22 protein-coding genes and 1 pseudogene are annotated in these 25372 nt (G+C 62.1%); 11 read left to right on the forward strand and 12 right to left on the reverse strand.

Annotated elements, in window-relative coordinates:
- Positions 1 to 230: 230 nt before the first annotated feature.
- The gene (locus LG281_RS05815) at positions 231 to 1538 is read left to right on the forward strand and encodes a GGDEF domain-containing protein (RefSeq protein WP_404405272.1); all 1308 of its coding nucleotides are present in this window, start codon (positions 231 to 233) and stop codon (positions 1536 to 1538) included.
- 16 nt (positions 1539 to 1554) lie between these two features.
- Here LG281_RS05815 and LG281_RS05820 read toward each other — a convergent pair whose 3' ends face one another.
- From LG281_RS05820 to LG281_RS05830, 3 genes are all read right to left on the reverse strand, one after another.
- Positions 1555 to 2442, reverse strand: coding sequence for an alpha/beta hydrolase (locus LG281_RS05820; protein WP_404405274.1), 888 nt, complete (start codon positions 2440 to 2442; stop codon positions 1555 to 1557).
- A gap of 10 nt (positions 2443 to 2452) precedes the next feature.
- Positions 2453 to 3553 carry an NAD(P)-dependent alcohol dehydrogenase gene (locus LG281_RS05825; protein ID WP_404406636.1) on the reverse strand — a complete coding sequence of 367 codons (1101 nt, stop codon included), beginning with the start codon at positions 3551 to 3553 and terminating at the stop codon, positions 2453 to 2455.
- An 83-nt stretch (positions 3554 to 3636) separates the two neighbouring features.
- The gene (locus LG281_RS05830; protein ID WP_404405276.1) at positions 3637 to 5109 is read right to left on the reverse strand and encodes a benzaldehyde dehydrogenase; all 1473 of its coding nucleotides are present in this window, start codon (positions 5107 to 5109) and stop codon (positions 3637 to 3639) included.
- Between the two features lie 335 nt (positions 5110 to 5444).
- Here LG281_RS05830 and LG281_RS05835 point away from each other — a divergent pair, with 335 nt between their 5' ends.
- Positions 5445 to 7202: a sigma 54-interacting transcriptional regulator gene (locus tag LG281_RS05835; RefSeq protein ID WP_404405278.1), complete on the forward strand. Its 1758-nt coding sequence runs from the start codon at positions 5445 to 5447 to the stop codon at positions 7200 to 7202.
- Between the two features lie 42 nt (positions 7203 to 7244).
- On the opposite strand, the gene LG281_RS05840 is transcribed toward LG281_RS05835, so the two are convergent.
- Together LG281_RS05840 and LG281_RS05845 are read right to left on the reverse strand one after the other, a co-directional pair.
- Positions 7245 to 7721 carry a YbaN family protein gene (locus tag LG281_RS05840; protein ID WP_404406638.1) on the reverse strand — a complete coding sequence of 159 codons (477 nt, stop codon included), beginning with the start codon at positions 7719 to 7721 and terminating at the stop codon, positions 7245 to 7247.
- A gap of 197 nt (positions 7722 to 7918) precedes the next feature.
- Positions 7919 to 8372, reverse strand: a pseudogene (locus LG281_RS05845) (ATP-binding cassette domain-containing protein); the annotation flags it as partial.
- Between the two features lie 463 nt (positions 8373 to 8835).
- On the opposite strand from LG281_RS05845, the gene LG281_RS05850 reads away from it, so the two are divergent.
- From LG281_RS05850 to LG281_RS05860, 3 genes are all read left to right on the forward strand, one after another.
- Positions 8836 to 9246, forward strand: coding sequence for a DUF3775 domain-containing protein (locus LG281_RS05850; RefSeq protein WP_404405280.1), 411 nt, complete (start codon positions 8836 to 8838; stop codon positions 9244 to 9246).
- Between the two features lie 25 nt (positions 9247 to 9271).
- Positions 9272 to 10993 carry a DNA polymerase/3'-5' exonuclease PolX gene (polX, locus tag LG281_RS05855; RefSeq protein WP_404405282.1) on the forward strand — a complete coding sequence of 574 codons (1722 nt, stop codon included), beginning with the start codon at positions 9272 to 9274 and terminating at the stop codon, positions 10991 to 10993.
- Positions 10994 to 11055: 62 nt separating this feature from the next.
- On the forward strand, positions 11056 to 11610 hold the full coding sequence (locus LG281_RS05860; RefSeq protein WP_404405284.1) for a PadR family transcriptional regulator: 555 nt from the start codon (positions 11056 to 11058) through the stop codon (positions 11608 to 11610).
- Positions 11611 to 11620: 10 nt separating this feature from the next.
- On the opposite strand, the gene LG281_RS05865 is transcribed toward LG281_RS05860, so the two are convergent.
- From LG281_RS05865 to LG281_RS05875, 3 genes are all read right to left on the reverse strand, one after another.
- On the reverse strand, positions 11621 to 12730 hold the full coding sequence (locus LG281_RS05865; RefSeq protein ID WP_404405286.1) for a M24 family metallopeptidase: 1110 nt from the start codon (positions 12728 to 12730) through the stop codon (positions 11621 to 11623).
- A 75-nt stretch (positions 12731 to 12805) separates the two neighbouring features.
- Positions 12806 to 14404: an ABC transporter substrate-binding protein gene (locus LG281_RS05870; RefSeq protein WP_404405288.1), complete on the reverse strand. Its 1599-nt coding sequence runs from the start codon at positions 14402 to 14404 to the stop codon at positions 12806 to 12808.
- 2 nt (positions 14405 to 14406) lie between these two features.
- Positions 14407 to 15075 (reverse strand): helix-turn-helix domain-containing protein, encoded by a 669-nt coding sequence (locus tag LG281_RS05875; RefSeq protein ID WP_404405290.1) that lies wholly within the window; start codon positions 15073 to 15075, stop codon positions 14407 to 14409.
- Positions 15076 to 15211: 136 nt separating this feature from the next.
- Here LG281_RS05875 and LG281_RS05880 point away from each other — a divergent pair, with 136 nt between their 5' ends.
- From LG281_RS05880 to LG281_RS05900, 5 genes are read left to right on the forward strand one after another with little or no spacing between them, the layout of a single operon-like run.
- Entirely contained in the window at positions 15212 to 16294 is a 1083-nt protein-coding gene (locus tag LG281_RS05880; RefSeq protein WP_404405292.1) for an ABC transporter permease, read from the forward strand.
- A complete protein-coding gene (locus tag LG281_RS05885) occupies positions 16294 to 17196 on the forward strand; it encodes an ABC transporter permease (RefSeq protein WP_404405294.1) in 903 nt (300 codons plus the stop codon). Before LG281_RS05880 ends, LG281_RS05885 begins: the two co-directional genes overlap by 1 nt.
- Complete coding sequence (locus LG281_RS05890) at positions 17196 to 18032, forward strand: ABC transporter ATP-binding protein (RefSeq protein ID WP_404405296.1); 837 nt, start codon at positions 17196 to 17198, stop codon at positions 18030 to 18032. The genes LG281_RS05885 and LG281_RS05890 overlap by 1 nt, the downstream gene beginning before the upstream one ends.
- Positions 18029 to 18781, forward strand: a complete 753-nt coding sequence (locus LG281_RS05895) for an ABC transporter ATP-binding protein (protein WP_404405298.1) — start codon at positions 18029 to 18031, stop codon at positions 18779 to 18781. Before LG281_RS05890 ends, LG281_RS05895 begins: the two co-directional genes overlap by 4 nt.
- Positions 18782 to 18791: 10 nt before the next feature.
- Positions 18792 to 19298 carry a GAF domain-containing protein gene (locus LG281_RS05900; RefSeq protein ID WP_404405300.1) on the forward strand — a complete coding sequence of 169 codons (507 nt, stop codon included), beginning with the start codon at positions 18792 to 18794 and terminating at the stop codon, positions 19296 to 19298.
- On the opposite strand, the gene LG281_RS05905 is transcribed toward LG281_RS05900, so the two are convergent.
- Genes LG281_RS05905 through LG281_RS05915 form a run of 3 tightly spaced genes read right to left on the reverse strand, consistent with a single transcriptional unit; the run spans position 19295 to position 23625 of the window.
- Complete coding sequence (locus LG281_RS05905; protein WP_404405302.1) at positions 19295 to 20509, reverse strand: efflux RND transporter periplasmic adaptor subunit; 1215 nt, start codon at positions 20507 to 20509, stop codon at positions 19295 to 19297. The genes LG281_RS05900 and LG281_RS05905 overlap by 4 nt on opposite strands.
- Positions 20510 to 20513: 4 nt before the next feature.
- Positions 20514 to 22877, reverse strand: coding sequence for an ABC transporter permease (locus tag LG281_RS05910; RefSeq protein WP_404405304.1), 2364 nt, complete (start codon positions 22875 to 22877; stop codon positions 20514 to 20516).
- 19 nt (positions 22878 to 22896) lie between these two features.
- Complete coding sequence (locus LG281_RS05915; RefSeq protein ID WP_404405306.1) at positions 22897 to 23625, reverse strand: ABC transporter ATP-binding protein; 729 nt, start codon at positions 23623 to 23625, stop codon at positions 22897 to 22899.
- An 85-nt stretch (positions 23626 to 23710) separates the two neighbouring features.
- Here LG281_RS05915 and LG281_RS05920 point away from each other — a divergent pair, with 85 nt between their 5' ends.
- On the forward strand, positions 23711 to 24187 hold the full coding sequence (locus tag LG281_RS05920; protein ID WP_404405308.1) for a GbsR/MarR family transcriptional regulator: 477 nt from the start codon (positions 23711 to 23713) through the stop codon (positions 24185 to 24187).
- A gap of 4 nt (positions 24188 to 24191) precedes the next feature.
- Here the strand turns inward: LG281_RS05920 and cfa are convergent, their stop codons facing one another.
- A complete protein-coding gene (cfa, locus tag LG281_RS05925) occupies positions 24192 to 25307 on the reverse strand; it encodes a cyclopropane fatty acyl phospholipid synthase (protein ID WP_404405310.1) in 1116 nt (371 codons plus the stop codon).
- Positions 25308 to 25372: the final 65 nt, after the last annotated feature.

A 25372-nucleotide genomic window follows, 5' to 3' on the forward strand; every position in this document is an offset into this window, starting at 1 on the left:
CAGCTCTCTGCCCGTGGCAGCTTTTCAGCACTCTTGCGAGAGATTGCGTCAAAACGTGCAAATGCCTCGCAGAGCTTCAGTGATCGGTAGGAATTGTCTCTCATAATCGGCGAAGGGCGCGGATTGAATGTGCGGGCATATGGCCCGCGCGTCGAACAGTAGCGGGACACGCGGTAGACTGCGATCGCACAGCCGATGAGACATCTCCGTTTTCCTGGCCGAGGTGAGCCATGACCGACCCGAGGGTCCGGCCGTCCGTTGTCGGCCAAGGCTCGGCTATTCTGGATCTCTTGATGAAGGATCCAGAGATCATGGCTGAAGCCAACCGGCTATTGTCGGGGAGAACGCGCGACATCTGGCTTAAGGGCAAGATTGCACGGGCCTATCGAGAGCGCTCCTGGCGCCAGTCGGCCAAGGTCATCCGGTCCTGGATGATCTGGGTGATTATCCTCGACTTGATGATGCTGCTTCTCAACATGGCGCTACTGCCCCGAAATATCGCGGTCGATATGCTGGCGCCGGGCGTACTGATGGTACCTGCCGCGCTCGGCGTTGTGCTCGTATGGAGCAAGCACCGAGGCGAGGCCATCCTGAGCGGCGCGCTTGCGGCGGGCATGATGGTGATCCTGCTGTCAGTGTGTCTGTTCGGGGTCACAGCGGGCGACGCGTTGCTCGAGCGCTATCTCAACATCATGCTTTTCGTCGCTTTGACGGGGATTATCATCTTCAACGTGCCGTTCGCCCTGACCCAAGGCATTGCCGCTGTAGCGCTCGGGCTTTATTTAGCGTTTCTGCTCCAGAGCCCAGGCGTGGATGTCAAGAGCGCTCTGTCGGGGTTTTTCTTTTTCGCCTCCGGCGTCGGTGCCACAGTCGTCGCAAGACGGACTATGACGATCCTTGCCCAGAAGTCGTTCCTGCTCGAACTGCGCGACCGCCGGAACATGATCGAACTCGCGGAATCTCATCGACACCTCGAGCAGATCGCCAAGGTCGACGCGTTAACCGGCGTCGCAAACCGGCACTGGATGCAGGAGAAACTCGACGCGCTGTGGCAACAGGGCGCCCCCATCGCGCTGCTCATGTGCGATATCGACGACTTCAAGGCGCTTAACGACCACCTGGGGCATATGGAAGGTGATCGCTGCCTGACCCGTGTGGCGAGAGTTATCGAAGAATGCGTCAGATCCGAAATGGATTGCGTGGCGCGGTACGGTGGCGAGGAATTCCTGGTCCTGCTGGCCGACGCCACCGACGCTGAGGCCATGACTACGGCTGAGCGCATTCGCCAACGCGTCGCGGCGGCGCGCATGCCGAACCCTGGCTCGCGCGTATCGTCTTACGTCACCTTGAGTATCGGTGTTGCGGTCAGCAACACCCGATCGAACGCGCTTACCGCGGAGAAACTTCAGACCCAAGCGGATACCGCACTCTATTTCGCCAAGCGCGCCGGTCGGAACCAGGTTCGGCTTTGGGACGCGAACACGCACACTATGGGGAATAGCGAGGAGGAAACCTATCACGTCAGGCGCCTCGGATAGGTTTCTCCTCGAGACATCAGCCGAAGCGGCTTCTGATGAAATCTCCCGCCTCCTCTATCGAGGCCATGCCCTCGTCGAGCATGGGTGCGAAAAGCTGCCACGAGTGGACCATGCCGTCCCAGACCTTGAGTTCGGCGTTTCCACCGACGGCCTTGATACGCTCGACGATAACGACACTGTCGTCTCGCAGGATTTCCCACGATCCCACATGGACGAGTATAGGCGGCAAGCCGGACATCTCGCTATGGAATGGCGTTACAGCGGGAGATCGGCGGTCACCGTCTCCGACATAGATCGCGTTGAAGAGCCCCATCAACTCCAGTGTCAGGAGCGGCGCATCTGTAACTGTGCGGTGGGATTCCATTTCATCTGCCAGATCAAGCGCCGGCGACATCAGAACGATCGAAGACGGTAGCGGCAGCCCAGCATCCCGTGCTCGGATGGCAGTTGCGAGCGCGAGATTTCCACCCGCCGAGTCCCCGGAAAGCGCGATTGCCGAGGGGACAAAGCCCTTTTTGAGCGCCCAGCCATAGGCAACAAATGCATCCTCATGCGCGGTCGGCGCCGGATGTTCCGGAGCCAACCGATAGCCGACGCTCAGAACCGTGGCGCCGGACGTACGGGCGAGATTGCTGGCGATGACTCTGTGCGATCTCGGAGAGCCGATCATGAACCCGCCGCCGTGATAGTAGATCACTAGGCGAGAAGGCTCAGAACCGGGCAAAGTTATCAGTTCACCCTCGAAATCGCCGAGCGATGTGGGTTCGATCTTGGCGCCTTCGGCAACCGGCGTCATGGCATTGATCGCCTCGAACCATTCGCGCAGTATCTCTGGGTTTGCGTTTTCAGGCGGTGGATTCTCTGCATTGACCTGCAGGATTTCCGTGAGTTGTGCCTTGGACATAGTCTTTCCCTCAGGTCATCCGCACAATCGGCTTGATAACCTTGCCGGTCTCCGAATCGTGGATGGCGTCATTGATCGCATCGAAATCGTAGAAGCTGACGATCTTGTCGAAGGGAAAGCTGCCCTTGCGGTAGAGGTCGATCAGCATCGGGATGAAGACGTCCGGGTTGCTCTCCCCCTCAACGATCCCGATCAGCTTACGGCCGGCGCTCATGAAATGCGTTTCATTGAGAATGATCTCCGCGTCTGGCCCGGATGCACCGAGGATGCCGCACGTGCCACGCGGCGCGAGACTTTCGACCGCACTGCGGATGACGGCGGGAATGCCAGTTGTATCGAGCGCGAAGTCAACGCCATACTTGGTGACCGCCATGATCTCCTCGGTCGCGGTCGCATTGCCAGGATTGATCGTGTGGGTTGCTCCAAGCTCCCGCGCCGTCGCGAGCCGCGCGTCGTTCATATCTACGGCGATGATCGTGGTCGCGCCGACGACCCTGGCTGCCATCAGCGCCGAAAGCCCCACCGATCCGGCACCAAAAACCACGAAGGACTTGCCGGCGCTCACCTTCAGCGCGTTCATCACCGCCCCTGCCCCGGTCTGGATACCGCACGCGAGTGGACCGAGCAGATCAAGCGGTACGTCATGGGGCACTTTGACAACGTTGACCTCGTGGCAGAGCGCATGAGTGGCGAAGGAGGATTGCCCGAAGAAGTTCGAATGGATCGCTTCGCCGTCAACGCTCAGCGCCGTCGAACCATCTGCCCGCGTCGCGAAGAAATTGCGCGGAAAGAACTCGTGGCAATAGGTGATGGCGTGATCCTGACAGCTCGGGCAGGTGCCGCAGGAATTAAACGTCATAACGACATGGTCGCCCGGCTTCACCTTGGTGATGGCGCTGCCGACGGCCTCGACGACGCCAGCACCTTCATGGCCGAGCACAACCGGCATGGGTGTGGGAAGAAGGCCATCGCGTACGACGAGGTCGGTATGGCAGACGCCGGTCGCGGCGACCTTGATCAGGATTTCATCGGGGCGCGGGGCTTCGAGGTCTACCTCTTCGAGGCTCAAAGGCGTGGCCTTCTCGCGCGCTATCGCAGCACGAACTTTCATCGCATAAATCTCCGGATTGTCGGAAAAATCGGGTTCGGCCCGCCGGGTGCCCATGGAGGATGCACCCGGCGGACCAGGGAGACTCAGAAAGGATAGGCCGTCGCCTCGTCCTTTACCGAGATCCACATCCACTGGGTGAATTCCTCGAGATCGGCCGGTCCGCCGATCCGCGTGCCGTTGCCGGACTTTCCGCGCCCGCCAAAGGGGGCGAAGGGGCCACCATTGACGGTCTGGTCGTTGATGTGGAGCTGGCCAACATGGAGTTCTTCGCCCAGCGCCATCGCGCGCCCGACGGATTGGGAGAGCACGCCCGCAGCAAGGCCGTATTCAGACATATTGGCAAGTTCGATCGCCTCCGCGTCCGACGAGAACGAAACGATGCAAGCGACCGGGCCGAAGATTTCCTCCTCGAACGCACGCATGCCCGGTTTCACATCCGAGAGCACGGTCGCGGCGTAGAACCGTCCGTCATGGGTGCCGCCCGCCAGTAGCTTGGCACCCTTGGCAACTGCATCGTCCACAATGGCCTGAATGGTCTCGACCTGATTGTCCGAAATGATCGGCCCCAACGCGACCTGCCCAGTGGAGGGATCGCCCGCCGGCAAATGCGCTGCCTTGGCGACAAGGCGCTCAGTCAAGCCGTCGACGATGTTTTCATGGGCAAGGACCAACCCCGTCGCCATACAGATCTGCCCCTGATGCAGGAATGCGCCCCAGGCGGCGTTGGACGCCGCGACGTCGAGATCGGCGTCATCGAGCACGACGAGGGCATTTTTGCCCCCGAGTTCGAGTTGCACCCGCTTGAGGTGCTTGCCGCACAACTCGCCGACTTTCGATCCTCCGCGCGCCGAGCCGGTGAACGAGACCATGGCGATGTTGGGATCTGAGCAAAGCGCCTCGCCCGCCTCCGCGCCACCGGGCACGATCTGGAGTACCCCCTTGGGCAAGCCGGCTTCCTCAAAGATGCGCGCGAGAATGATCCCGCCGGAAATCGGTGTGCGTGGGTCGGGCTTGTGGACCACAGCATTGCCAACGGCGAGCGCGGCGGCGATGGCTCGGACCGAGAGTACCAACGGAAAATTGAACGGCGAGATCACGCCCACGACGCCATGCGGCACGCGCTTGGCGTAATTGGTCCGATCATCGAATCCGGACAGCATCAGCCCCATGGGCTGGATCGCGAGATTGGCGGCATGCCGGATGAACAGTGCGCCGTGCTCAATTTCGATCCCAGCCTTGGGCTGGATAGAGCCGGATTCCCTAATGATCCAGGGAATAAGCTCCGCTCCGTTCTGCTCGAGCAAATCGGCGGCCTTGCTGAGGATGGCGGCGCGGGCCGTCGGCAGCATCTTCGCCCATGCGCGCTGTGCTTGGCGCGCCTCGGCCGCTGCGCGCGCGATGTCAGCCGCGCCGCCCAATCCGACGCTGGCGATGACCTCGTTCGTCGCTGGATCGCGAACCTCTACGGCACCGGCCTGCGTCACCTCCCATTCGCTGAAAAGTGCCTTGCCCGACCAGCGCTCGACCGCGATGAAATTGCTTCCTTGAACGTTCATATCTCTCCTCCTTATGGCCTCGGCCTTGTTGGCGCATCAGGCAAACCGATCCTGGCGGCGTCGCGAGTGATTTCCGCGATACCGTGCTGTTTTTGCTGACTGACGGCTCCTCCGTCCCTCGCCCGTTCCTCCGCGGGCTTGCGATTATGGACTGCAAGGTCTGTGCCAGATACGCAGCCGACGGCAAGAGGTGGAAAAACGTTATGATTTATAACAATTTAGGACAGGACGTGCGGTTGTGCATCATTGACCGCGCACGACTCGATTCCATGAAAACACGAAATTTGTTGGCAATTTCCATGAAATAATGAATCCTCTCATCGGGAGGAGAGCAGATGCCGAACAAAGACAGTATGATTTCACTTGCCGAAGCGTCGCGGCGGGCTGGTCAGATCCTGACGCGCGGGGCGAGCAGCGAACTTGAAACCGGCGCAGCGCCGACCTTCGAGGATCTCACCGAAGTGCTCCACTTCGCGTTAGGGGATGGGCGCATCTGGCTCAACGACCAAAGGGTCGTTTTGATGCAATCCTCGGTTCTTGGGCGCATCCGTCAGGAAATCATTGATGCTTTTGGCGTTGAGACGGCCCGGGCAATGTTCATGCGCATCGGCTATATGCAGGGTGTGCGAGACGCCGAGCTCATCCAGAAGCGCTGGCCACAGGAGGACCTGACGCACGCGCTCGCCGCGGGCCCACGCGTTCATACGCTTGAAGGCTTCGTCAAGGTTACGACCAAGCATTTCGCGTTCGACCGCGACAAGGGCACGTATTTTGGTGAATTCTACTGGGACGACTCCTCGGAAGCCGCCGAGCATCTTGCAAATTATGGCGTTGCGAGTGAGCCAGTCTGCTGGCTTCAGACAGGCTACCCCTCCGGTTATACGAGCCAACTCTTTGGCAAGCCCGTCATCTTTCGGGAAACCGAATGCGCCGGGATGGGACACAAGCGTTGCTTCGTGGTCGGCCAGCACGCCGAGGCGTGGGGCAAGGACGCGCCCGAGCGAGAGTTCCTCGGCCTCGAGTGGAAAAACCGGCGCGTTCACCCCACGCGACGCGGTGTGGCGGATAAGCCGGACATGACGCCGCTGGCGGACGATACGGGCGACGTCTCGGTTGGGGTGTCGGCAAGCTTCGTGCGTACACGGCACCTGCTCGAAAAGGTCGCCTCGACCGATGCAACCGTTCTGTTCGTCGGAGAGTCCGGGGTCGGCAAGGAGCTCTTTTCAAACCAGCTCCACCAGATGAGCGCACGGGCCACCGGCCCGTTCGTCGCCATCAACTGCGCGGCCATTCCCGATACGCTAGTGGAGTCGGAACTTTTCGGGGTGGAAAAGGGCGCGTATACTGGTGCCGTCAATTCGCGCGCAGGGTATTTCGAACGCGCTGGCGGTGGCACGTTGTTTCTCGACGAAGTGTCCTCGCTCGCCTATTCGGCGCAGGGCAAGCTGTTGCGTGCGCTACAGGAACGTACCATCGAACGGGTCGGCGGCGCCAGAACCATACCCGTCGATGTGCGCGTGGTCGCGGCCTCGAACGTCGACCTCGCCGAGGAAGTGGCCAAGGGTAAGTTCCGGCAGGATCTGTATTTTCGGCTCTGTGTTTTCCCAATCGCGATCCCGCCGCTGCGCGAGCGGCGCGACGATATTCCGCTTCTGATGGCGCACTTTCTCAAGCTCTATTCGGAACGCCATGGCCGCAATGTCCATGGCTTCACCCGCCGCGCGACCGATGCGCTTTTGAAATACGACTATCCGGGCAATATCCGCGAATTGCAAAACCTCATTGAGCGGGGTGTGGTCTATGCGGACGATGGTGGACACATTGATATCGTTCACCTTTTCAGCGGCTCCGAGCTGCTGCCGCCATTCACCGTGCATCTCTCGCCCGATGGCCGGCTCAACCGGAATCCGCTCAATGAGGACAACTCGCCTTCAGGCGATATCGACGGCAAGTCGTTCTCGGATATGGAAAAATCCATCTACCGCGCGGCGCTCGAGCGTAATGGCGGCAACATCTCGGCGGCGGCGCGCGCGCTTAAGATCAGCCGCGCGAGCCTGGACTACCGGCTGGGCAAGCTGGGCTTGAAACGATGACGACAATGAAACCATCGTGGAGCTCATACCGCGTCCACGCGCTCACGTCTTTGCCTTCGACCGCGGGGTTGGGCGACTGAGGATGTAAAGGGCGCAAGCGCCCATGATGATTGCGACGATGACACCCACGATGACGCCGGGTTGAGCGCCGATAAAAAAGAGCACATAGCCCAGCGCAATGCCGACGCAGGCAAAGACCTTCGCCCGGCGCGGTACGGCGCCTTGCTCCTGCCAAACCCGCAGCGTCGGACCGAAGCGGGGATGCTCGAGCAGCCAGCGCTCCAAGCGCGGCGAAGAGCGGCCGAAAAACCAGGCGGCGAGGATCAGGAAGATGGTGGAGGGCATGACCGGCAGGAACGCCCCCGTGATGCCGAGCGCAAGCATTAGCAGGCCGAGCAGGAGAAAGCCCAGACGCCGGCTCTCGTTGAGATGATAGCGCAGTCCAGCCGCGCGCACGGGCCGCTCTTCGGCGCGTTCATCCGTGCCGGGGGTTTCGTCAGCCTGCCCGTTGCCGTCCATTGCCGCGATCCCCAACCCGAACGCCACCCTCAATATCTTGCTTTGTCGCGTGTCCGAACCGAAAAAGTGGGAACCACTTTTTCTGGACACGTTCTAGCGTCCCCACAATATAGGTACGTCAGCGGGCCATGCATCCCGCCGGATGCACAAAAACGAAAGTTGCGCCTGTCAAGAATACTTAACTTATGAACTCATGTTTAGACAAGAGTGACATCCGCGCGCGCCATCTCGTGACGCGCTGCCTGTACGTCGGGATCGGGATCGAGGCCGGCTGCAAGTAGCTTTTGGGTGTAGGCTTCCCTCGGGCGATTGAAGATTTGTTCGGCAGAACCGCTTTCCACAATCCGTCCCGACTGCATGACGATGACGTCGTCGGCAAAATCCCGCACCACAGGCAAGTCGTGCGCAATGAAGAGGAAGGCGATCCCCCCGTTCGTCGCGCAAACGGCCCAGAAGCGCGATGACCTGCGCCTGGATCGAAACGTCGAGCGCGGAGACGGCCTCGTCGCAGACGATAAGTTCAGGCTCGAGCGCTAAGGCGCGCGCGATGGCGATGCGCTGACGTTGTCCGCCCGAGAACTGGTGCGGATAGCGTTTCGCGTGCTCGGGCCGCAGCCTCACCTGCAGGAGCAATTCCTCAACCCGTTCCTTCCTTGAACCGCGAGTCCACCTTCTTGAAAAGCCGTGTCCCTTGCGGCAGCACGGCGAGCACCTGCGCGACGCACCTCCTCGCCGGGAATTTCCCGGCTCGCCGTATTGACCGCGAGAATATCGGGCGCGCGCGAAAGCGCTTCGCTAACACGGTCGACGGTGACTGCGACAGCCGTTCGCAGACCGCGACCGGCAAACGGCGCAGAAGCGTCGAGCGCTCCGCTCAGTCGTCAGCGATTATGGCCTGGGTTATGGGATACGCAGATCTGTATTACACCTTTACAACAACTTGCCCGATTTACATGACGCCATCAAGTTCGGTTTGGCGTCAGCTACGGCAATCGGCGTAAGCGGCGACGCGCAGATGTGATCATATTTGATTTGGAGCAAAGCGCCTGCGCTCCAACCTTTCTAGTATCCTTCTTCCGTCCATGGCCGAAGCCAGGCGGGAAAGGCGAAACTGATGGATGAACTCACCATTGACCCAGGATATCTGCGCGAATTGATCTTGAAGGTGCGCGCGCTCATGGTCAAAGAGGACCTGGTAACGCCGGATATCGGCGACAATCCGACCGACGACGCGCGCCCCGAGGCGCTGCAGGAATGGGAGGGCGATCTCAGTTATGAAGAGGTCGTCGAAGAACTCGAGGGCCTCGATGACGACCAGCTTGCCGAACTCGTCGCGCTGATGTGGCTGGGCCGGGGCACCGCGGATGCCGAGGATTGGGAGGAAACCGTGCAACTGGCGCGGGAACGGCACGAGGGATCGAGCGTGACCTATCTGCTCGGCCATCCGCTCGTTGCCGACGAATGGGCCGCAGGCCTCGAAATGCTGGGACACGGCACGCGGGTGCTCGAGGAAGGCGACTATTGACCGGCTCACGCGCAACGGTGCCACGATGTCCGTCGAGAATGCCGAAGTCGCAGCCATTTTCAGCGAAATGGCCGACCTCCTGGAAATCGAGGGCGCCAACCCCTTCCGCGTCCGCGCCTATCGCAACGCCGCGCAGATGGTGCGCCGCAAGCCGCAACGCTTTGCGGATCTGGTTAAAGAGAATGCCGATCTCGAAGCATTGCCCACCATCGGGGAGGACCTTGCCGAAAAGATCGCGGAAATCGTCGCGACGGGACACATGTCGGCGCTCGACGACCTCAAGCGAGAGGTTCCTTCAGAGCTCGTCGATCTCGCCGCGCTGCCGGGGCTGGGGCCCAAGCGGGTCAAAGTCCTTTACGATCAATTGGGCGTCCGCGGCCTCAAGGACCTGCGGCGCGTCGTGGAGAGCGGCGAGATCGGCACCCTTCGCGGGTTTGGCCCGAAGCTGACAGAAAGCCTCGCCGTAGCGCTGCGCGATACGCCGAGCAAAGCGGAAAAGCGCTTCCTTTTGGCCGACGTCGAGGGGGAAGCCGACACGTTGGCCGACTATCTGCGTGAAGCGCCGGGCGTCGAAAGCGTCACCATTGCCGGCAGCTTCCGCAGGCGCCGGGAAACGGTGGGCGATCTCGATGTGCTCGTCGTCGCCGAGGATGGCGAGGCCGTCAGCGCGCATTTCGTCGCCTTCGAGAAGGTTGCAAAAACGCTTTGGGCCGGAACGACCAAGGTATCGGTCGTGCTGCGTTCGGGGCTTCAGGTGGATCTGCGCGTGGTTCCCAGGGAAAGTTTTGGCGCGGCGCTTCTTTATTTCACCGGGTCCAAGGCCCACACCATCGCCTTGCGGAATATGGCTGTCGAGCGGAAGTGGAAGCTCAACGAATATGGGCTTTTCTCTGGCGATGACCGCATCGCGGGCAAGAGCGAGGACGAGATCTACGGTAAATTCGGGCTTGAGCTTATCCCGCCGGAATTGCGCGAAGATCGCGGGGAAATCGCAGCGGCCCGCAAAGGCACGTTGCCAAACCTGATCCACCAATCGGACATTCGGGGCGATCTGCACGCTCATACGGATTGGAGCGACGGTACGGCGACGCTGGAACAGATGGCGGAGGCGGCGCAAGAGCGCGGCTACGCGTATCTCGCCATTACAGACCATAGTCCGCATCTCGGTGTCGTGCATGGACTCGATGCGGAACGCCTTACAAAGCAGATCGTGGAAATCGATCGCATCAACAAAAGGCTCGATGGCTTCACCCTGCTCAAGGCCGTCGAGGTCGATATCCTCAAGGATGGCACGCTGGACCTGCCCGACGACATTCTCGAACGCCTCGATATCGTCGTTGCGTCGATCCACTCGGCATTCGACCTGCCGCGCGATGCGCAGACCGAGCGTATGCTGCGCGCTATCGACCATCCGCTGGTCACTGTCATCGGTCATCCGACCGGACGGCGCATCGGGAAACGGGGGCCCTATGCCATCGACATGGAGCGTGTCATTGGCGCGGCGGCGAAAGCCGGGTGCTGCCTTGAGATCAACAGCCAACCCGACCGCCTCGATCTCGACGACGGGACGATCAAGGCCGCCAAGGACGCCGGCGTCAAGCTGGTTATCTCGACCGATGCGCACGGCACCGAAATGCTGGAGTTGATACGCCATGGGGTCGACCAGGCGCGGCGCGGCTGGGTGGAAGCACGCGACGTCGTCAACACGCGGCCGCTCGCGGATTTGTGGAAGCTTCTCAAACGATAGTCTCCCCCTTGACATAACTGCATCAAGATATATCTTGACATAATTACATTAAGGAGGCGACAATGAATTTCAATGAACGCCGCCGTCGTCACGCGCCCTATGGCGGGCCGCATACCCGCACGCACGGGCCACATGGCGAATTTGGCAGGCGCCGGCGCAAGGTTTTCGACTCGAAGGAGTTGCAACTGGTGCTGCTCTCGCTGATCGCGGAGACGCCTCGGCATGGATACGAGCTCATTCGCGAACTCGAGGAACGCTCCAACACCGCCTATTCGCCGAGCCCGGGGATGGTCTACCCCAACCTCACGCTCTTGACGGAGATGGGGCACGCGGAAGAAGCGGAGACGTCGGGCGCGCGCAAGATCTTCACGGCCACCGAAGCAGGCAGGAAAGAACTCGCCGACGAGGCCGAGCGGCTCAGCGAGCTCGTGAACCGGCTTTCCATGCTGGCCGAGCGGACGGGCCGTGTGGACGCCGCACCGGTCCGGCGTGCGCTGGGCAATCTCCGGAGCGCGATCCGGGGCCGGCTGTCGAAGGAAGGCGTCGAGGACGAAACGATCTTTTCGGTTGCACAGCTCATCGATGAGGTCGCGGGGAAGATCGAAAGGTTGAAATAGCCTCGGATCGCTAAGCTATCCGGTTCCACGCGACGACGGCGGCGCGCGGGAACTCCGAGAGGATTTCGGGCCCGTCGGCGCGCAGGATTACGATTTCCTCGAGCCGGATGCCGAATTTTCCAGCGAGGTAGATGCCCGGCTCGATGGAGAACACCATACTCTCTTCGAGCACTGTGTCCGACGTGCCGGTGATATAGGGCGGTTCGTGGATGTCGAGGCCGAGGCCATGGCCGGTGCGGTGGAGGAAGTGCTCCCCGTATCCGGCCTTTTCGATGACGGTCCGGGCCGCCTTGTCGACGTCGCTTGCCCGGACACCGGGCCTTGCCGCAGCGAGCGCCGCCGCGACGGCGCTTTCGACAACGGCATGAACGGCGGCGAAGCCTTCGGGGGCGCTGCCGAGATAGCCAACGCGGGTCATATCGCTGGGGTAGCCGTCGATCCGGCCGCCGGTGTCGATGAGGACGGCATCGCCCAGGGCGAGCTTGGTTTCGCCGACCGCGTGGTGTGGAAAGGCGCCGTTTGCGGAAAAGCAGACGCTGGTGAATTCCGGCATAGCGCCGTGGGCTTTGTAATAGTCGCGAATGATTGTCGCGATCTCGCGCTCTGTCACGCCGGGGCGCAGGGCCTCGAAACCCGCGCGCATGGCGGCGTCATTCAGAAGGGCGCTCTTTTTGAGCGCGTCGTATTCGGATGGGTCCTTGCGGGCGCGGAGCGCGCCGACGGTATCGCCGGTGAAGCGCCGCTTTGCGCCGGGGAGCGCGTCGAGCAGCAGGAGCGCGAAATCGGCGCGCATGGTTTCGTCGATGACGACGCTCGGCGCCATCCGGTCGATCTTTGCCTCCTGCAATAGCGTTTCGAGCGCTGCATTGGGGCCTTCGGCATCGCCCCAGGTTTCGAACGGCAGATCGGTCGCCTTGCGGGCGGCGTCGGCGTTGAGCGCGGGCATCAGGAAGCCGGCATAATCCTGGCTCACGAGCAATAGGACGGGGCGCTCATCGCCATGCGGGGAGACGCCCGAAAGCCAGATCATATGGCTCGAGGGGCCGAGGGCGACGAGGTCGGTCCCCGTCGCCTTCATGGTGTCGCGCAGGCGGGCGAGGCGGTCTGAATAGGCGCTCATTTGGGTGTGTCCTTATGCATAACACAAGGAAAACCGCCCCTGAGGGCGGCCTTCCGATTTGGGATGGGGCGTCGGTTATTCGCCGTCCTTGGTGACGAGACGGTAGAACACGAAGTCCGACGTCGCGCCGTTCACATAGCCTTCGACATCGGCGTCCATGCCGACCTGATAGGCCGCCTGGAACATGATGACGATGGGCGAGTTCTCCTGCACCCGTTCCTGCAATTCGAGATACATCTCATTGCGGGCCTCGGGGTCGGATTCCGCGAGGGCGGCCATGGTCATTTCGTTCATGTCGTCCGGCACGGCCCAGGCGTTCCGCCAAGTGGTGGTGGCCTGGTAGTTGTCGTCCGAATTGTCCGAGTTGTAGGCGAAGGCCTTGGCGTTCGAGTGCGGGTCCATAAAGTCCGGGCCCCAATAGAGCAGCATGGCTTCGTGCGTGCGGTCGCGGTACTTCGTGATCACCTGCGCGCCGGTGCCCGGGATGATCTCGAAGTTGATCCCGGCCTCGGCGAAGGTTGCCTGCAGCGACTGCGCCATGTCCGTGAAGGGCGCGGCATTGATGACGTCGAGGGTGACGTCGATCGGGGTTTCGATGCCCGCTTCGTTGAGGATTTCCTCGGCCCGCTCCGGGTCGTAGGTGAAGGGGGTATCGGTCAGCGCGCCGGGGAAGCCCTCAGGCCAGAAGGCCTGGTGGATCTCCATCTGGCCGTTGAGGAAGGTGCTGGTCATCCCCTCATAGTCGACGAGATAGCGCGAGGCTTCCCAGAGAGCTTCGGGCTGCAGCGCTTCGGTCTTCTGGTTGAAGGAGAGGAAATGCACGGCGGCCTGCGGGAAGGTTTCGACCTTGATATCCTCGCTGTCGATCGAGGCGATCTGATCGGGGGTGAGGTTGCGGGCCATGTCGACGTCGCCGGATTCGAGCAGAAGCTGCTGGGTCGCTGCTTCGGCGACGTGCCGGATGATCACCGAATCCACATTGGGGCCATCCTTGAAGTAGTCCGGATTGGCATTCAGGCGGATGATCTCGGCTGGACGGTAGTCGGAGAGGACGAAGGGGCCCGAGCCGGCGGAATTGGCATTGAGCCAGGCATTGCCCATGTCGCCATCGACTTCATTGGCCATGACGGTCGCCTCATCGACGATGGAGGCGGGACGCGCGGCGAGGACGTTCATGACAAAGTTCGAGGAGAAGTCGCCGTCATAGCGGATGGTGACCGTGTTGTCGCCCTCGACCGTCACCATCTCCTCGATGTTCTCGGGCGTCCAGCCGAGCTGGGCGAGGATGAAGGCCGGAGTGAGATTGAGGTCGATCACGCGCTTGAGCGAGAAGACGACATCCTCCGGGCGGACAGGATTGCCAGAGTGGAAGGTCGCCCCGTCGCGCAAGGTGAAGGTGATCGCCTTGTTCTCCTCGTCGATCTCCCATTCGGTCGCGAGGCCGGGCGCGAGTACGGTGGGATCCTCGGCGTCGTACTGGACGAGCCGGTCATAGACGTTGGTGACGAGTTCGCCGGAGGTGAATTCGTAGGCCTGCGCGGGGTCGATGGCGACGATATCGTCGATGTTCTGCGCGACCACGAGCACGCCCGGGGGCGTTTCGGCCAGAATTGCGGCGGGAGCCAGCGGCAGGCTCAGCGCCGTTGCCAAAAGGGCAGCTCGAAAGAGCTTCATGACTATCTCTCCTTGAGTTTGACGTTCGTTTTTGTTTCCGCCGGCTTGGCGCCGGACTGGTTATTCGCATTGCGGCCGGGGCGGGCCGTCGAGCGCAGAAGCGCCAGCGTCCCGGTCCACAAGAGCCGTGTCGGCTTGTCGGTATGGTTGGCCCAGGCATGGGGCAGATTGCCCCGGAAGTGCAGACTGTCGCCGGTGCGCATGATCATTTCCTCGCCCGCGAGCCATTGGGTCAGCTCGCCTTCGAGGACGTAGAGGATCTCTTCGCCCTCGTGGCTCACGGTCTCGGACCGGTAGCCGGGAGGCACAGTCATGAGGAAGGATGAGAGCGTGTTGCCGGGGAATTCCACACCCAGCCGCTCGTAGACGATCGAGGACCCGTCTATGGAAAAGCGCTGGCGCTCCCCGGCGCGGGTATGGGCTTGGGCCGGGTTCGGCGTGGCGATGAAATAATCGACGCCGACATCGAGCGCGCGGGCGATCTGCGCGAGCGTGCCAAGAGACGGCGTCGCGTGGTCGCGTTCGAGCTGGCTGAGATACCCCACCGAAAGTTGTGCGACATCCCCAAGCTGCTGCAGCGTGAGATGCTGCTTCTTGCGCAGGGCACGGATGAGCGCGCCGACCTTGGGTTGGCTTTGGGTATCCGCCGCTGTGGACTTTTGCTGACCCACTTTTGCTCCTCATCAAAATTTTTTTGATGTAAGCAAATTTTTTTGTATGATCCAAGGGGAAATATGACAAAAAATGTCCGGGCGATATCTAGCCGGAACGCGGTAAGCTATTGCAGAAAAAGGGGAAACTGCCACAGTGTCATTCGAGCCGACGACAGAGCCCACCAGCGCCACGCCCGCCCTTTCGGGGCAAAGAGGGCGCCGCGCGCTCAAGACGGCGGGATCGTTCGTCTGGTTCGTGGTGACCGTTGCGCTCACCTTTCTGGGGCTTCTTGCGATCACCTTTTTCATCGGGCGGGTTATCCCCATCGACCCCGTGCTCTCTGTCGTTGGCGACCGGGCGACGCCGGAGGTCTATGAGGCCGCGCGGATCGAAATGGGGCTCGACCGCTCCCTGCCCGTCCAGTTCCTCGATTATGTCACCGACGTCCTGACCGGCGATTTCGGTATGTCGGTCTCGACCGGACGGCCCGTGATTTCCGATCTTGCGCGGGTTTTCCCGGCAACGCTCGAAATGGCGACCATCGGCATTCTGATGGGCATCGCGTTGGGCGTGCCCATGGGCGTTGTCGCGGCGGCGCGGCAGGGAAGCTGGGTCGATCAGACGATCCGCGTTTTCGGGCTTCTGGGCTATTCGGTGCCCGCCTTCTGGCTCGGCCTCGTCGGGCTCGCGGTATTCTACGCGCGCCTGCGCTGGGCGAGCGGGCCGGGGCGGCTCGACATCTTCTATGATGGGCTCGTTCCGCCCGTCACGGGGCTGATGCTGGTCGATACGCTCATTGCCGGGGATTACGACATCTTCTGGAACGCACTCGACCACCTCATCCTGCCCGCCTCGGTGCTGGGATTTTTCTCGCTCGCCTATATCGCGCGGATGACGCGGTCGTTCATGCTCGACCAGTTGAGCCAAGAGTTCGTTACCACCGCGCGGGTCAAAGGCGTGCCCGAACGGGTCGTTATCTGGCGGCACGCATTCTATCCGATCCGGATCCAGCTTATCACGGTAATCGGGCTCTCCTATGCCGCGCTGCTCGAAGGCTCGGTGATGGTCGAGACGGTGTTTTCCTGGCCCGGCATCGGCAATTATCTCACGACTGCGCTCCTTAACGCCGATATGAACGCCGTGCTCGGCGCGACGCTGGTGATCGGCGCGGTCTTCATCTTCATCAACAAAATCTCGGACGTGCTCTACCGCGTCCTCGACCCGAGGGCCCGCTGATGGCATCCACACGCGCCTGGCTTCTCGCCGATTCTCCCACCTCCCGCCTGCAGGCCAATCTCGGCCGGCTCTACCGCATCACCGGCATGCTGTTGCGCAACCCGCTGGCGGTCGTCGGCGCGGTGATCGTGCTCGCGCTCATCCTCACTGCGATCTTCGCGCCATGGATCGCGCCCTATTCGCCAATCGGACAATCGCTGTCCGAGAGGCTGCTGCCGCCGAGCGCGGAGCACTGGATGGGCACGGACGAGCTTGGCCGCGACATCTATTCGCGAGTCATCTACGGCTCGCAGATCACGCTGACCATCGTCCTGCTCGTTGCCATCATCGCCGCACCGGCGGGGCTCGTGATCGGCGCGATTTCGGGCTATTTCGGCGGCTGGATCGACCGGGTGCTGATGGGGGTGACAGATATCTTCCTCTCGATGCCCAAACTCATCCTCGCGCTCGCCTTCGTCGCCGCGCTGGGGCCGGGTATCAACAACGCGATCATCGCCATCGCGATTACCGCCTGGCCGGCCTATGCCCGCATTTCGCGCGCGGAAACGCTCACCTTCCGCAATGCGGAGTTCATCGATGCGGTGCGGTTGCAGGGCGGATCACCCGCGCGGATCATCGTCCGGCACGTGCTGCCCCTGTGCACCTCCTCGATGATCATTCGCGTCACACTCGACATGGCGGGGATCATCCTCACCGCCGCAGGGCTCGGCTTTATCGGCCTTGGCGCGCAACCGCCGTTGCCCGAATGGGGCGCCATGATCTCGCGCGGGCGGACCTTCATTCTCGACCAATGGTGGGTCGCGACCATGCCGGGCTTCGCGATCATCCTCGTGAGCCTTGGGTTCTGCTTTTTGGGCGACGGGCTGCGCGACGTGCTCGACCCCAAGCAGGGGGAGAAATAATGACCCGCCCGCTTCTCGACGTTCAGAACCTCCGCGTTTCCTTCCCTACGCCCCATGGCCGGGTCGAGGTGGTCAAAGGCATCTCGTTCACACTCGGACGTGAACGGCTTGGGATCGTGGGGGAATCGGGGTCGGGTAAATCCATGACCGGGCGTTCGGTCTTGAAGCTCATCCGCGCGCCGGGGCGCGTCTCCGCCGACAGGCTCGATTTCGATGGCATCGATATCCTGAGCCAATCGGAAAAGCAGATGCGCCAGATCCGCGGTGCGCGGATTTCGATGGTGATGCAGGACCCCAAATTCTCGCTCAACCCGGTGATTACGGTGGGTGACCAGATTGCCGAGGCGCTCCGCTTCCGCACCAAACTCCCGGGCCGCGAAATCCGCGACCGCGTGCTTTCGATGCTGGAATCGGTGCGCATCAACGATCCCGAGCGCGTTGCCGGGCTTTACCCGCACGAGGTTTCCGGCGGCATGGGGCAGCGGATCATGATCGCGATGATGCTCATTCCCGAGCCGGACCTGCTGATCGCCGACGAACCCACCTCGGCGCTCGACGTTTCGGTGCAGGCGCAGGTGCTCGATATCATTGACGATCTGATCCGTTCCAAGGGCATGGGGCTGATGCTCATCAGCCATGACCTCAATCTCGTTGCGCGCTATTGCGACCGGATCGTGGTTATGAACGCCGGGGAGATCGTCGAAACCTGCGTCGCAAGCGAATTGCACAACGCAACGCATCCTTATACGCGCGGCCTTCTCGCCGCGATGCCGACAATCGATGAAAGCCGGGAGGAACTCCCCGTTCTCGACCGGGCAAGCTGGGGCGGCACATGAGCGCCATCACGTTAAAAGACCTCGATATCTCCTATGGCGAGACGCAGATCACCGATGGCGTGAGCCTCGAGATCGCCGAGGGCGAGAGCTTCGCGCTTGTGGGCGAAAGCGGGTCGGGGAAGACAACCGTGCTGCGCGCCATTGCCGGGCTCGCGCCCGAATGGACGGGCACGATCGAGGTTTTCGGCAAGCCCCGCAGCCACGGGATCGACAAGGCGGTGGTCCGGAGCTGCCAGATGGTGTTTCAGGACCCGTACGGATCGATCCATCCGCGCAAGACCATCGATGCGACGCTCTCCGAGCCGCTCGCCATCCACGGCATCGGCGACCGGGGCAATCGTGTGGAAGCCATGCTCGAAGCGGTCGGGCTCGACCGGCGGTTCCGCTTCCGCTATCCGCACCAGCTCTCCGGCGGCCAGCGCCAGCGCGTGGCGATTGCGCGGGCGCTGATGCTGGAGCCGAAAATTCTCCTGCTCGACGAACCGACCTCGGCGCTCGATGTGTCGATCCAGGCGGAAATCCTCAACCTTTTGAAACGTCTGCGGCGCGAGCAGAACCTTACCTATCTGATGGTGACGCATAACCTGCCGGTCGTCTCGTTCATGTGCGACCGGCTGGCGGTGATGCGGCACGGGCGGATCGTTGAGACCGCGACAGTTGACATGCTCAAGACCGGGGCGTTCAAGGACGCCTATTCCCGCGAACTCTTCGCTGCATCGGGCGGTCCCGCGCCCGTTCTTGCCACATAGGAACCGCTTCATGCTCCAGCCCGACCCGACCGCGCCGCTGCGCGCCTTCGATGCCGCCATTGCCAAGGCCAGTAACGACGCGGCGGCGTTCGCGGCACTGCACGCGCTCGCCGATGCATTGGTCGGCGCGAAGCTTTTTACGGTTATGACCGTCGATATGCCCGCCGGGCTCGCGCGCCGCGCGTATACAAGCGACACGGAGAATTACCCGGGCGCCGGCACCAAGCCGATCGTGCGCAATGCCTGGTTCGATGTCGTGCATCGCGAGCGCAGAACGTTTGTCGCCAATACAATCGCGGCGATTGCAGAGGTGTTTCCGGACTATGAGCTGATCGACTCGCTGGGATGCCAGTCGGTGGTCAATCTACCGGTGGTGCTGGGCGATGAACTCATCGCCACGGTCAACATGCTCGATGCCGCCGGGCACTATACGCCCGAACGGGTTGCGGCGATTGAAGCGTATCTCGCGGCCCCGGCCAAGCTCGCCTGCCTTCTGACACGCAAGCGGTTGAGTTAACCGCCCTCTGCCGTCCGCGCTTCCACGCTCACGCCATCCGCGATTTCGGGGCCGGGATAGAGGATCAGCGTATCGCCTTCCTCAATGCCGCCCAGAATCTGCGCGCCCGAACCATTATTGCGGCCCACCTCGACCGGCGTCAGATGCGCCTCTCCATCCTCGACCCTGAACACGGCCCAGCCTCCACCCTCGCGGAAGAGCGCGCTCGAGGGGGCGATCAGCGCGTTCTCTTCCTCCCAGACGACGATTGAAACCTCGACACGATAGCCGGCGCCAAGGCGCTCCCTCTCCTCGGCTCCGTTGGTAATGTCGATGATGACGTTGACACGCTGCTCCTCGACGCCGAGTGCGGAAACCTTGGTGAAGCCGCCCGGCTCGATCCGCGCGACGGTGCCCTCGAGCGGACTGTTGCCGCCCCAGCCACGGATCGTGACCCGGTCGCCGGGTTCGACCTGGACCGCGTCGGTCGAAAGCAGCTCGGCGACAATTTGAAGGTCCTGTCCGATATCGCCGATATGCAGGATCGGCGTGCCGGGGGCGAGCGGTGCTGCGTTTTTCTGGTCAACGCGCAGGATCGTGCCGGAGATGGGCGCGGTCAGCGTAAGGTTGTCCTGGGCTTCGCCGTCGGGGAGGTCCGGACCGACGAGCCGCGCCCGCGCGCTTTCCAGCTCGGCCTCGCGCCCAGAAACCGCCGCGACAGCCGCCTCGTAGGCGGCGTTCGCCGCACGCCAGGCACGTTCCGCCTCATCGAGTGCCGACTGCGTGGCCGTTCCGGATTCCCTCAGCCGGCGCGTGCGTTCGAGTTCTTCCGCGGCGAGGCTCCGGTCGGCTTCAGCGGCCTCGCGTTCCGCCCGCGCACCCGCAAGTGCAGCCTCGGCCGCGGCTATGGCCGCCATAGCTTCGGCGCGCGTACGTTCGTCGAGCATCGGAGATGCAGATGGCACCATGCGTGCGACGGTTTCGCCCGCCTCGACGGTATCTCCCGGCTGCGCCACGACCCGCAGCAGCCATCCGGCAACCGGCGCGACGACAGTGAAGGGATCGCGAACGCGCGTGCGCGCTTCTTGCGAGATGCTGACCGAGATCGGCCCGCGCGTCACCGTGCCCATGTCGACCTGCACCGGACGGGGCCAGAACGCGTAGGCCAACGCCGCGGCCAGAACCGCCGTGCCGCCCACCGTGATCCAGAAGCGTGATCTCTTTTTTGCCAAAGCTCTATTCTCTCGTTTTCAATGCGGAGACCAGGTCGATCCGGTCGACATCGCGTTTGACCAGCCAGCCTGAAATCGCCGCAGCACCAAGCACCGCGATGGCCGCCAAGCCGTAGCTCGACGGCACGAAGACCGCGGGAATGTGGTAAAGATCGGTGCTGAACCCGGCGGCAATCGCGGCCGCAAGATAGTATCCGAGTGCCGCGCCGACCGGCAGCGCGAAGACCGTGACCACGGCCAGTTCGCCGAGTAGAACGAAGGCTGCCTCGCCTTTGGTGAACCCCATCACCCGCAGGCTCGCCAGATCGCGCTCACGCTCGGCAAAGGCGATGCGCGCGCTGTTGTAGACGATGCCGAAGGTGATGACCCCGGCAATCGCCGCCATGATGAAGCGGATTGCTCCAGCGCCGGTGTTCATGAGTTTCTCGAATGACGCCCGCGCGTCGCTTTGGAGGCTGACGCCGGCGACCGCGGGCATGTCCTTGAGCGCGGTATAGATCGCGTCGGCATAAGCGGCATCGATGCTCAGATGTGCGCCCGATATCCGGTTTGGCTCACCGAGCGCGCGGTTGAGCGCTTCGAGTTCCAAATAGGCGGGCGATCCCAGAAGCGCTTCGGCGACACCGACGACGGGCATCTGGAGAACGGGGCGCCGGCCCTCCTGAACCTCGATGGTCAATGTTCCGCCCGGTCCGGTCCCGAGGACATTCGCCAGGCCCGTGGCAAGGATGATGCCGTCGTCCCGGATATAGATCATATCCATATCGGCATTAACGGCGCGGTTGAGTTCAGGCTCATGGACAAGCCCCTGAATGGCCCCGCGATGGGTTTCGAGCCCGCTGCGCAGGATCGCCGGAACGGTCCGGAAAGGCTCGACCGACAACACGCCATCCATGCTCTTGAGCGTGTGAACCGCATCCGCCGCCAGCGGCTGCGTGAAGCTGACGGTCACGTCTCCCCTGTCGATGACGCTGAAATTGAGCATCAGCGTCCGGTCGAACGACCCCATGAGGCTCAGCATGGCTGCCGAGAGCGCCATACCTGCGCCAATTCCGGCGATTGAAGCCAGCGTCCGGCCCGGCTGCCGGATCAGGCGGCGCGCGACCATGCGGCTGGGCTGATCAAGCCACGCGCCGACGATGCGGCCCAGACGGGCCGAACGGCTATAATCGGCTGGCGCGGGCGGACGCATCGCTTCGGCTGGCGCCAGCGCGAAAACCCGTCTCAGGACGACGAAACCACCCGCCGATGCCGTGAGCACGCTGACGAGAAACCCGAGGATGAACGCGGCTGGATCGACGCTGAACAAGAGGAAGGGGAATTTATAATAGACCTGATAGAAGCCTGCGAGATTGATCCCCGAAAGGACCCCCAGCATACACCCCAGCACCGCGCCTGCCACGGCGATGACGAGCACGAATTTGAGGTAGTGGATCCCAACACCAATGTTCGAATAGCCGAAGGCCTTGAGCAGGCCGATTTGTTCGCGCTCGGATTCGATTGTGCGGGAGATCACGATATAGAGCAGGAACGCGGCGACCGTGAGGAAGATCGGTGGAACCACACGGCTCGATGCGCGCAGGCTGTTGATTTCTTCGGTCAGGAACCGGTTCGATACGTGCTCGTCAAGGCCATAAGCTCCAGTGCTGCCATAGCGTTCGAGAATACGGTCGGCGGCCGCAAGAACTGCTTCGAGCCTTGCGTCTCGCGTCAACGTCAGGAGTGCCTCGTTGAAGGCTCCTCCCAAATCGTATGCCGCCTGCAGCGCGCTTTCGTTCATCCAGATGACCGCGAAGCGCGCATCGTCCGGAGCGAGTTCGCCGGGCGGGGTCGTGTAGAGGAACTCGGGGGACTGGGAGAGACCAGCAATCTCGAACGTGCGACGTGCGCCGTTCATCGTTACTGTCAGGGTATCGCCGGGATTCAAGCCATGCGCGTTGGCGAACCCTTCGAGCAGCAGAATTTCGTTGTCCCGCGCCGGATCGATGGCGCGCCCTTCAGCCAGGTAGTAGGCGTTGAGCGCCGGCTCTCCGAATTCGGGCACCGAAACGGCCTGAGCGCGAACCGGGACGTTCTGGCCGGGCAGGTCGATCAGCGCCGCGCCGTTGACCCGCCCTTCGACCGCGGCGACACCGGGAAGGGCTGCAAGGTCGTCGAGAACGCGTTCGGGCGCACGAGTGACCGGAGCAAAGACGTCAGCGAGCCGGTAGCGGTCGTAATAAGCGGTTTTGGTCTCCTGGAGCGAGTTGACCAGCCCATCCATCATGATCAGCATCATGACGCCAAGGGCGATCACGACCGCAATGGCGGCGGCTTGGCCCTTGATGTGCCAGAGGTCGCGCAGAAGCTTGTGGTCGAGCGGGCTCATCCTCGGTACCAGCCTTCCGTCACCACCGGATCTCTTCGGCGGAGACCTTGCGGGTGTTGACCGAAACGTTCCGGATCCTGCCATCGGCAAAATCGATAACCCGGTCGGCCATCTCCGCGGTCGCAGCGGCGTGCGTGATAATCAGAACGGTGGCGCCGGTCTCGGCGTTCACATCCTGGAGCACGCGAAGAACGGCCTGGCCAGTCTTGCTGTCGAGCGCACCAGTCGGCTCGTCGCAGAACAAGACGTTGGGCCGCTTGGCGACAGCACGGGCAATCGCCACGCGCTGTTGTTCGCCGCCCGAAAGCTGGGAAGGGAAATGATCGACCCGTTCGGTGAGCCCCACCAGCGAGAGCGCATCGCCTGCATCCATCGGATGGTCGACGATCTCGGTGACGAGTTCGACATTCTCGCGTGCCGTGAGGCTGGGCATCAGGTTATAGAACTGGAAGACGAAGCCGACATCGCGGCGGCGGTAGCGCGTCAATTGCGCGTCGTTCATCGCCGTGAGGTTACGGTCGAAGAAGTATACGGTGCCGTCGGTCGCCCGGTCGAGGCCGCCCATGATATTGAGAAGCGTCGACTTCCCGCTGCCGGATGGGCCGAGCAGAACCACGAGTTCGCCCGCGGGAATATCGATATCGACGCCGCGCAGCGCGTGGACCGCCGTATGGCCGGAGCCGAAGATCTTGGTGAGACCTTCGATCCTGAATGCGGGCCCCTCGGGAGCTCTGGAGCCATTCTTCATCCGCCACCTCTCGGTCCCGGCCCGGAGGCGGATATCCGCGTCCAGCACCTTGCGTCATGCGGCTTACATATGGAATATTCGATTTATGCCGAATATGTCAAATAACGAACTGACGAGACCGGAACAGCGTTTTATCGAAGACGTTGCCCAGCTTTTCGTTCCGTGGGGCGTGCCGCCCACCGCCGCCCGGCTTTACGGCTATCTGCTCTTGAGCGAGGAACCAGCGAGTCTCGACCGCATCGCGGCAGTTCTCAAAGTCAGCAAAAGCAGTGCCAGCGTCGCGGCGAAGCTTTTGGAACGCTATACGCTCGCGCGGCGCCGGCCTGTGCCCGGCAGCAAGCGTATTCTCTATGAAGTTTCAGATTCTTATGAAGAAATGCTGGCTGGCGAAACCCGCATGTTGCGGGACCTTGGCGCTCTTTTAGCGGGTGCCAAGCCGATTGCGCGATCGGACGCGACTCGCGACCGGCTTGAGGAAATGGCCGAGTTCTATGCGCTGGTCCGGGAAGCCATCTCGGTTGTCCAGCAGCGTTGGCGCGAGCGCCGACACGGCCCGCGCTGACGACCTACCGGATGCTTTCGTATCCGCCTTTGACGCCGTCTTTCGAATAAACGATCTGCCAGAGGTGGATCCACCGCGCGCGGAAGATAGCCGCGCAGCACTGGAGGTAATAGCGCCACATGCGCCCGAAGCGCTCGCCGTATTTCTCCTGCAGGTCGGGCCAGGCTTTGTCGAAATTGTCGAGCCAGGCGATCAAGGTCTTATCGTAGTCCGCCCCGAAATTGTGCCAGTCTTCCATGATCAGCTTGCCCTCGACCGCGGTCGTCACCTGCTTGGGCGATGGCAGCATGCCATTGGGAAAGACGTACTTTTCAATCCAGGGATCGCCGCTCCGGCGCGAGAGCGCGCCGCCTATGGTATGCAGGAGAAAGAGCCCATCATCTTTAAGGAGCTCACGAACCTTGGCGAAATAGGGCGCGTAGTTCTTGTACCCGACGTGCTCGAACATCCCCACCGAAACGATCCGGTCGAACTTTCCGTCGAGTTCCATATAGTCCATGAGCCTCGTTTCGATGGGCAGGTTGCCGCGCGTATCGTTGGCGTAGCGCATCTGCTCCCTGGAGACCGTGACCCCGACACCTTTGATGCCGTAGCGTTCGGCGGCGAATTTCAGGAAGCCGCCCCAGCCCGAACCGATGTCGAGCACGGTCTGGCCTTCCTTCAAGCCGATCTTGCGGCAGATGAGGTCGAGCTTAGCCTCCTGTGCATCGGTCAGGTTGTCCGCCTCGCGCCAATAGCCGCACGAATAGATCATGCGCGGATCGAGCATGCGCTGATAAAGATCGTTGCCGATATCGTAGTGCTTTTCGCCAACCTCGCGCGCACGGGCGCGTTGCGGGTTGAAGACGATTGCCTTGATCGTCAGCAATGCCAGCGCCGGATCGATCCTGACCTTGGACGGCAGGTCGGCTGTAAGCACATGGTAGAGAAACTGGTCGACCGATTCGGCGTCCCACCAGCCATCCATATAGGCTTCGCCGAGCCCCAATGAGCCTTGCGTCATGACGCGCGAATACAGGCGGTCGTCGTGAACCTGAATGTCCCAGGGTCTGTCGCCGCCTACGGTAATGTCGGCCTGCCGCAACAAGTCGGTGATGAAGCTTTTGAATTTCGAAGACATGGAAAATTGAAGTAAGAATTGCCCCCGCGCGTCCGCGCGTCGAGTGCCTATTTCAAGTTGATTTT

The organism is Pelagibacterium halotolerans, assembly GCF_044811015.1.
In the GTDB taxonomy this organism is placed as follows: Bacteria; Pseudomonadota; Alphaproteobacteria; order Rhizobiales; family Devosiaceae; genus Pelagibacterium; species Pelagibacterium halotolerans_A.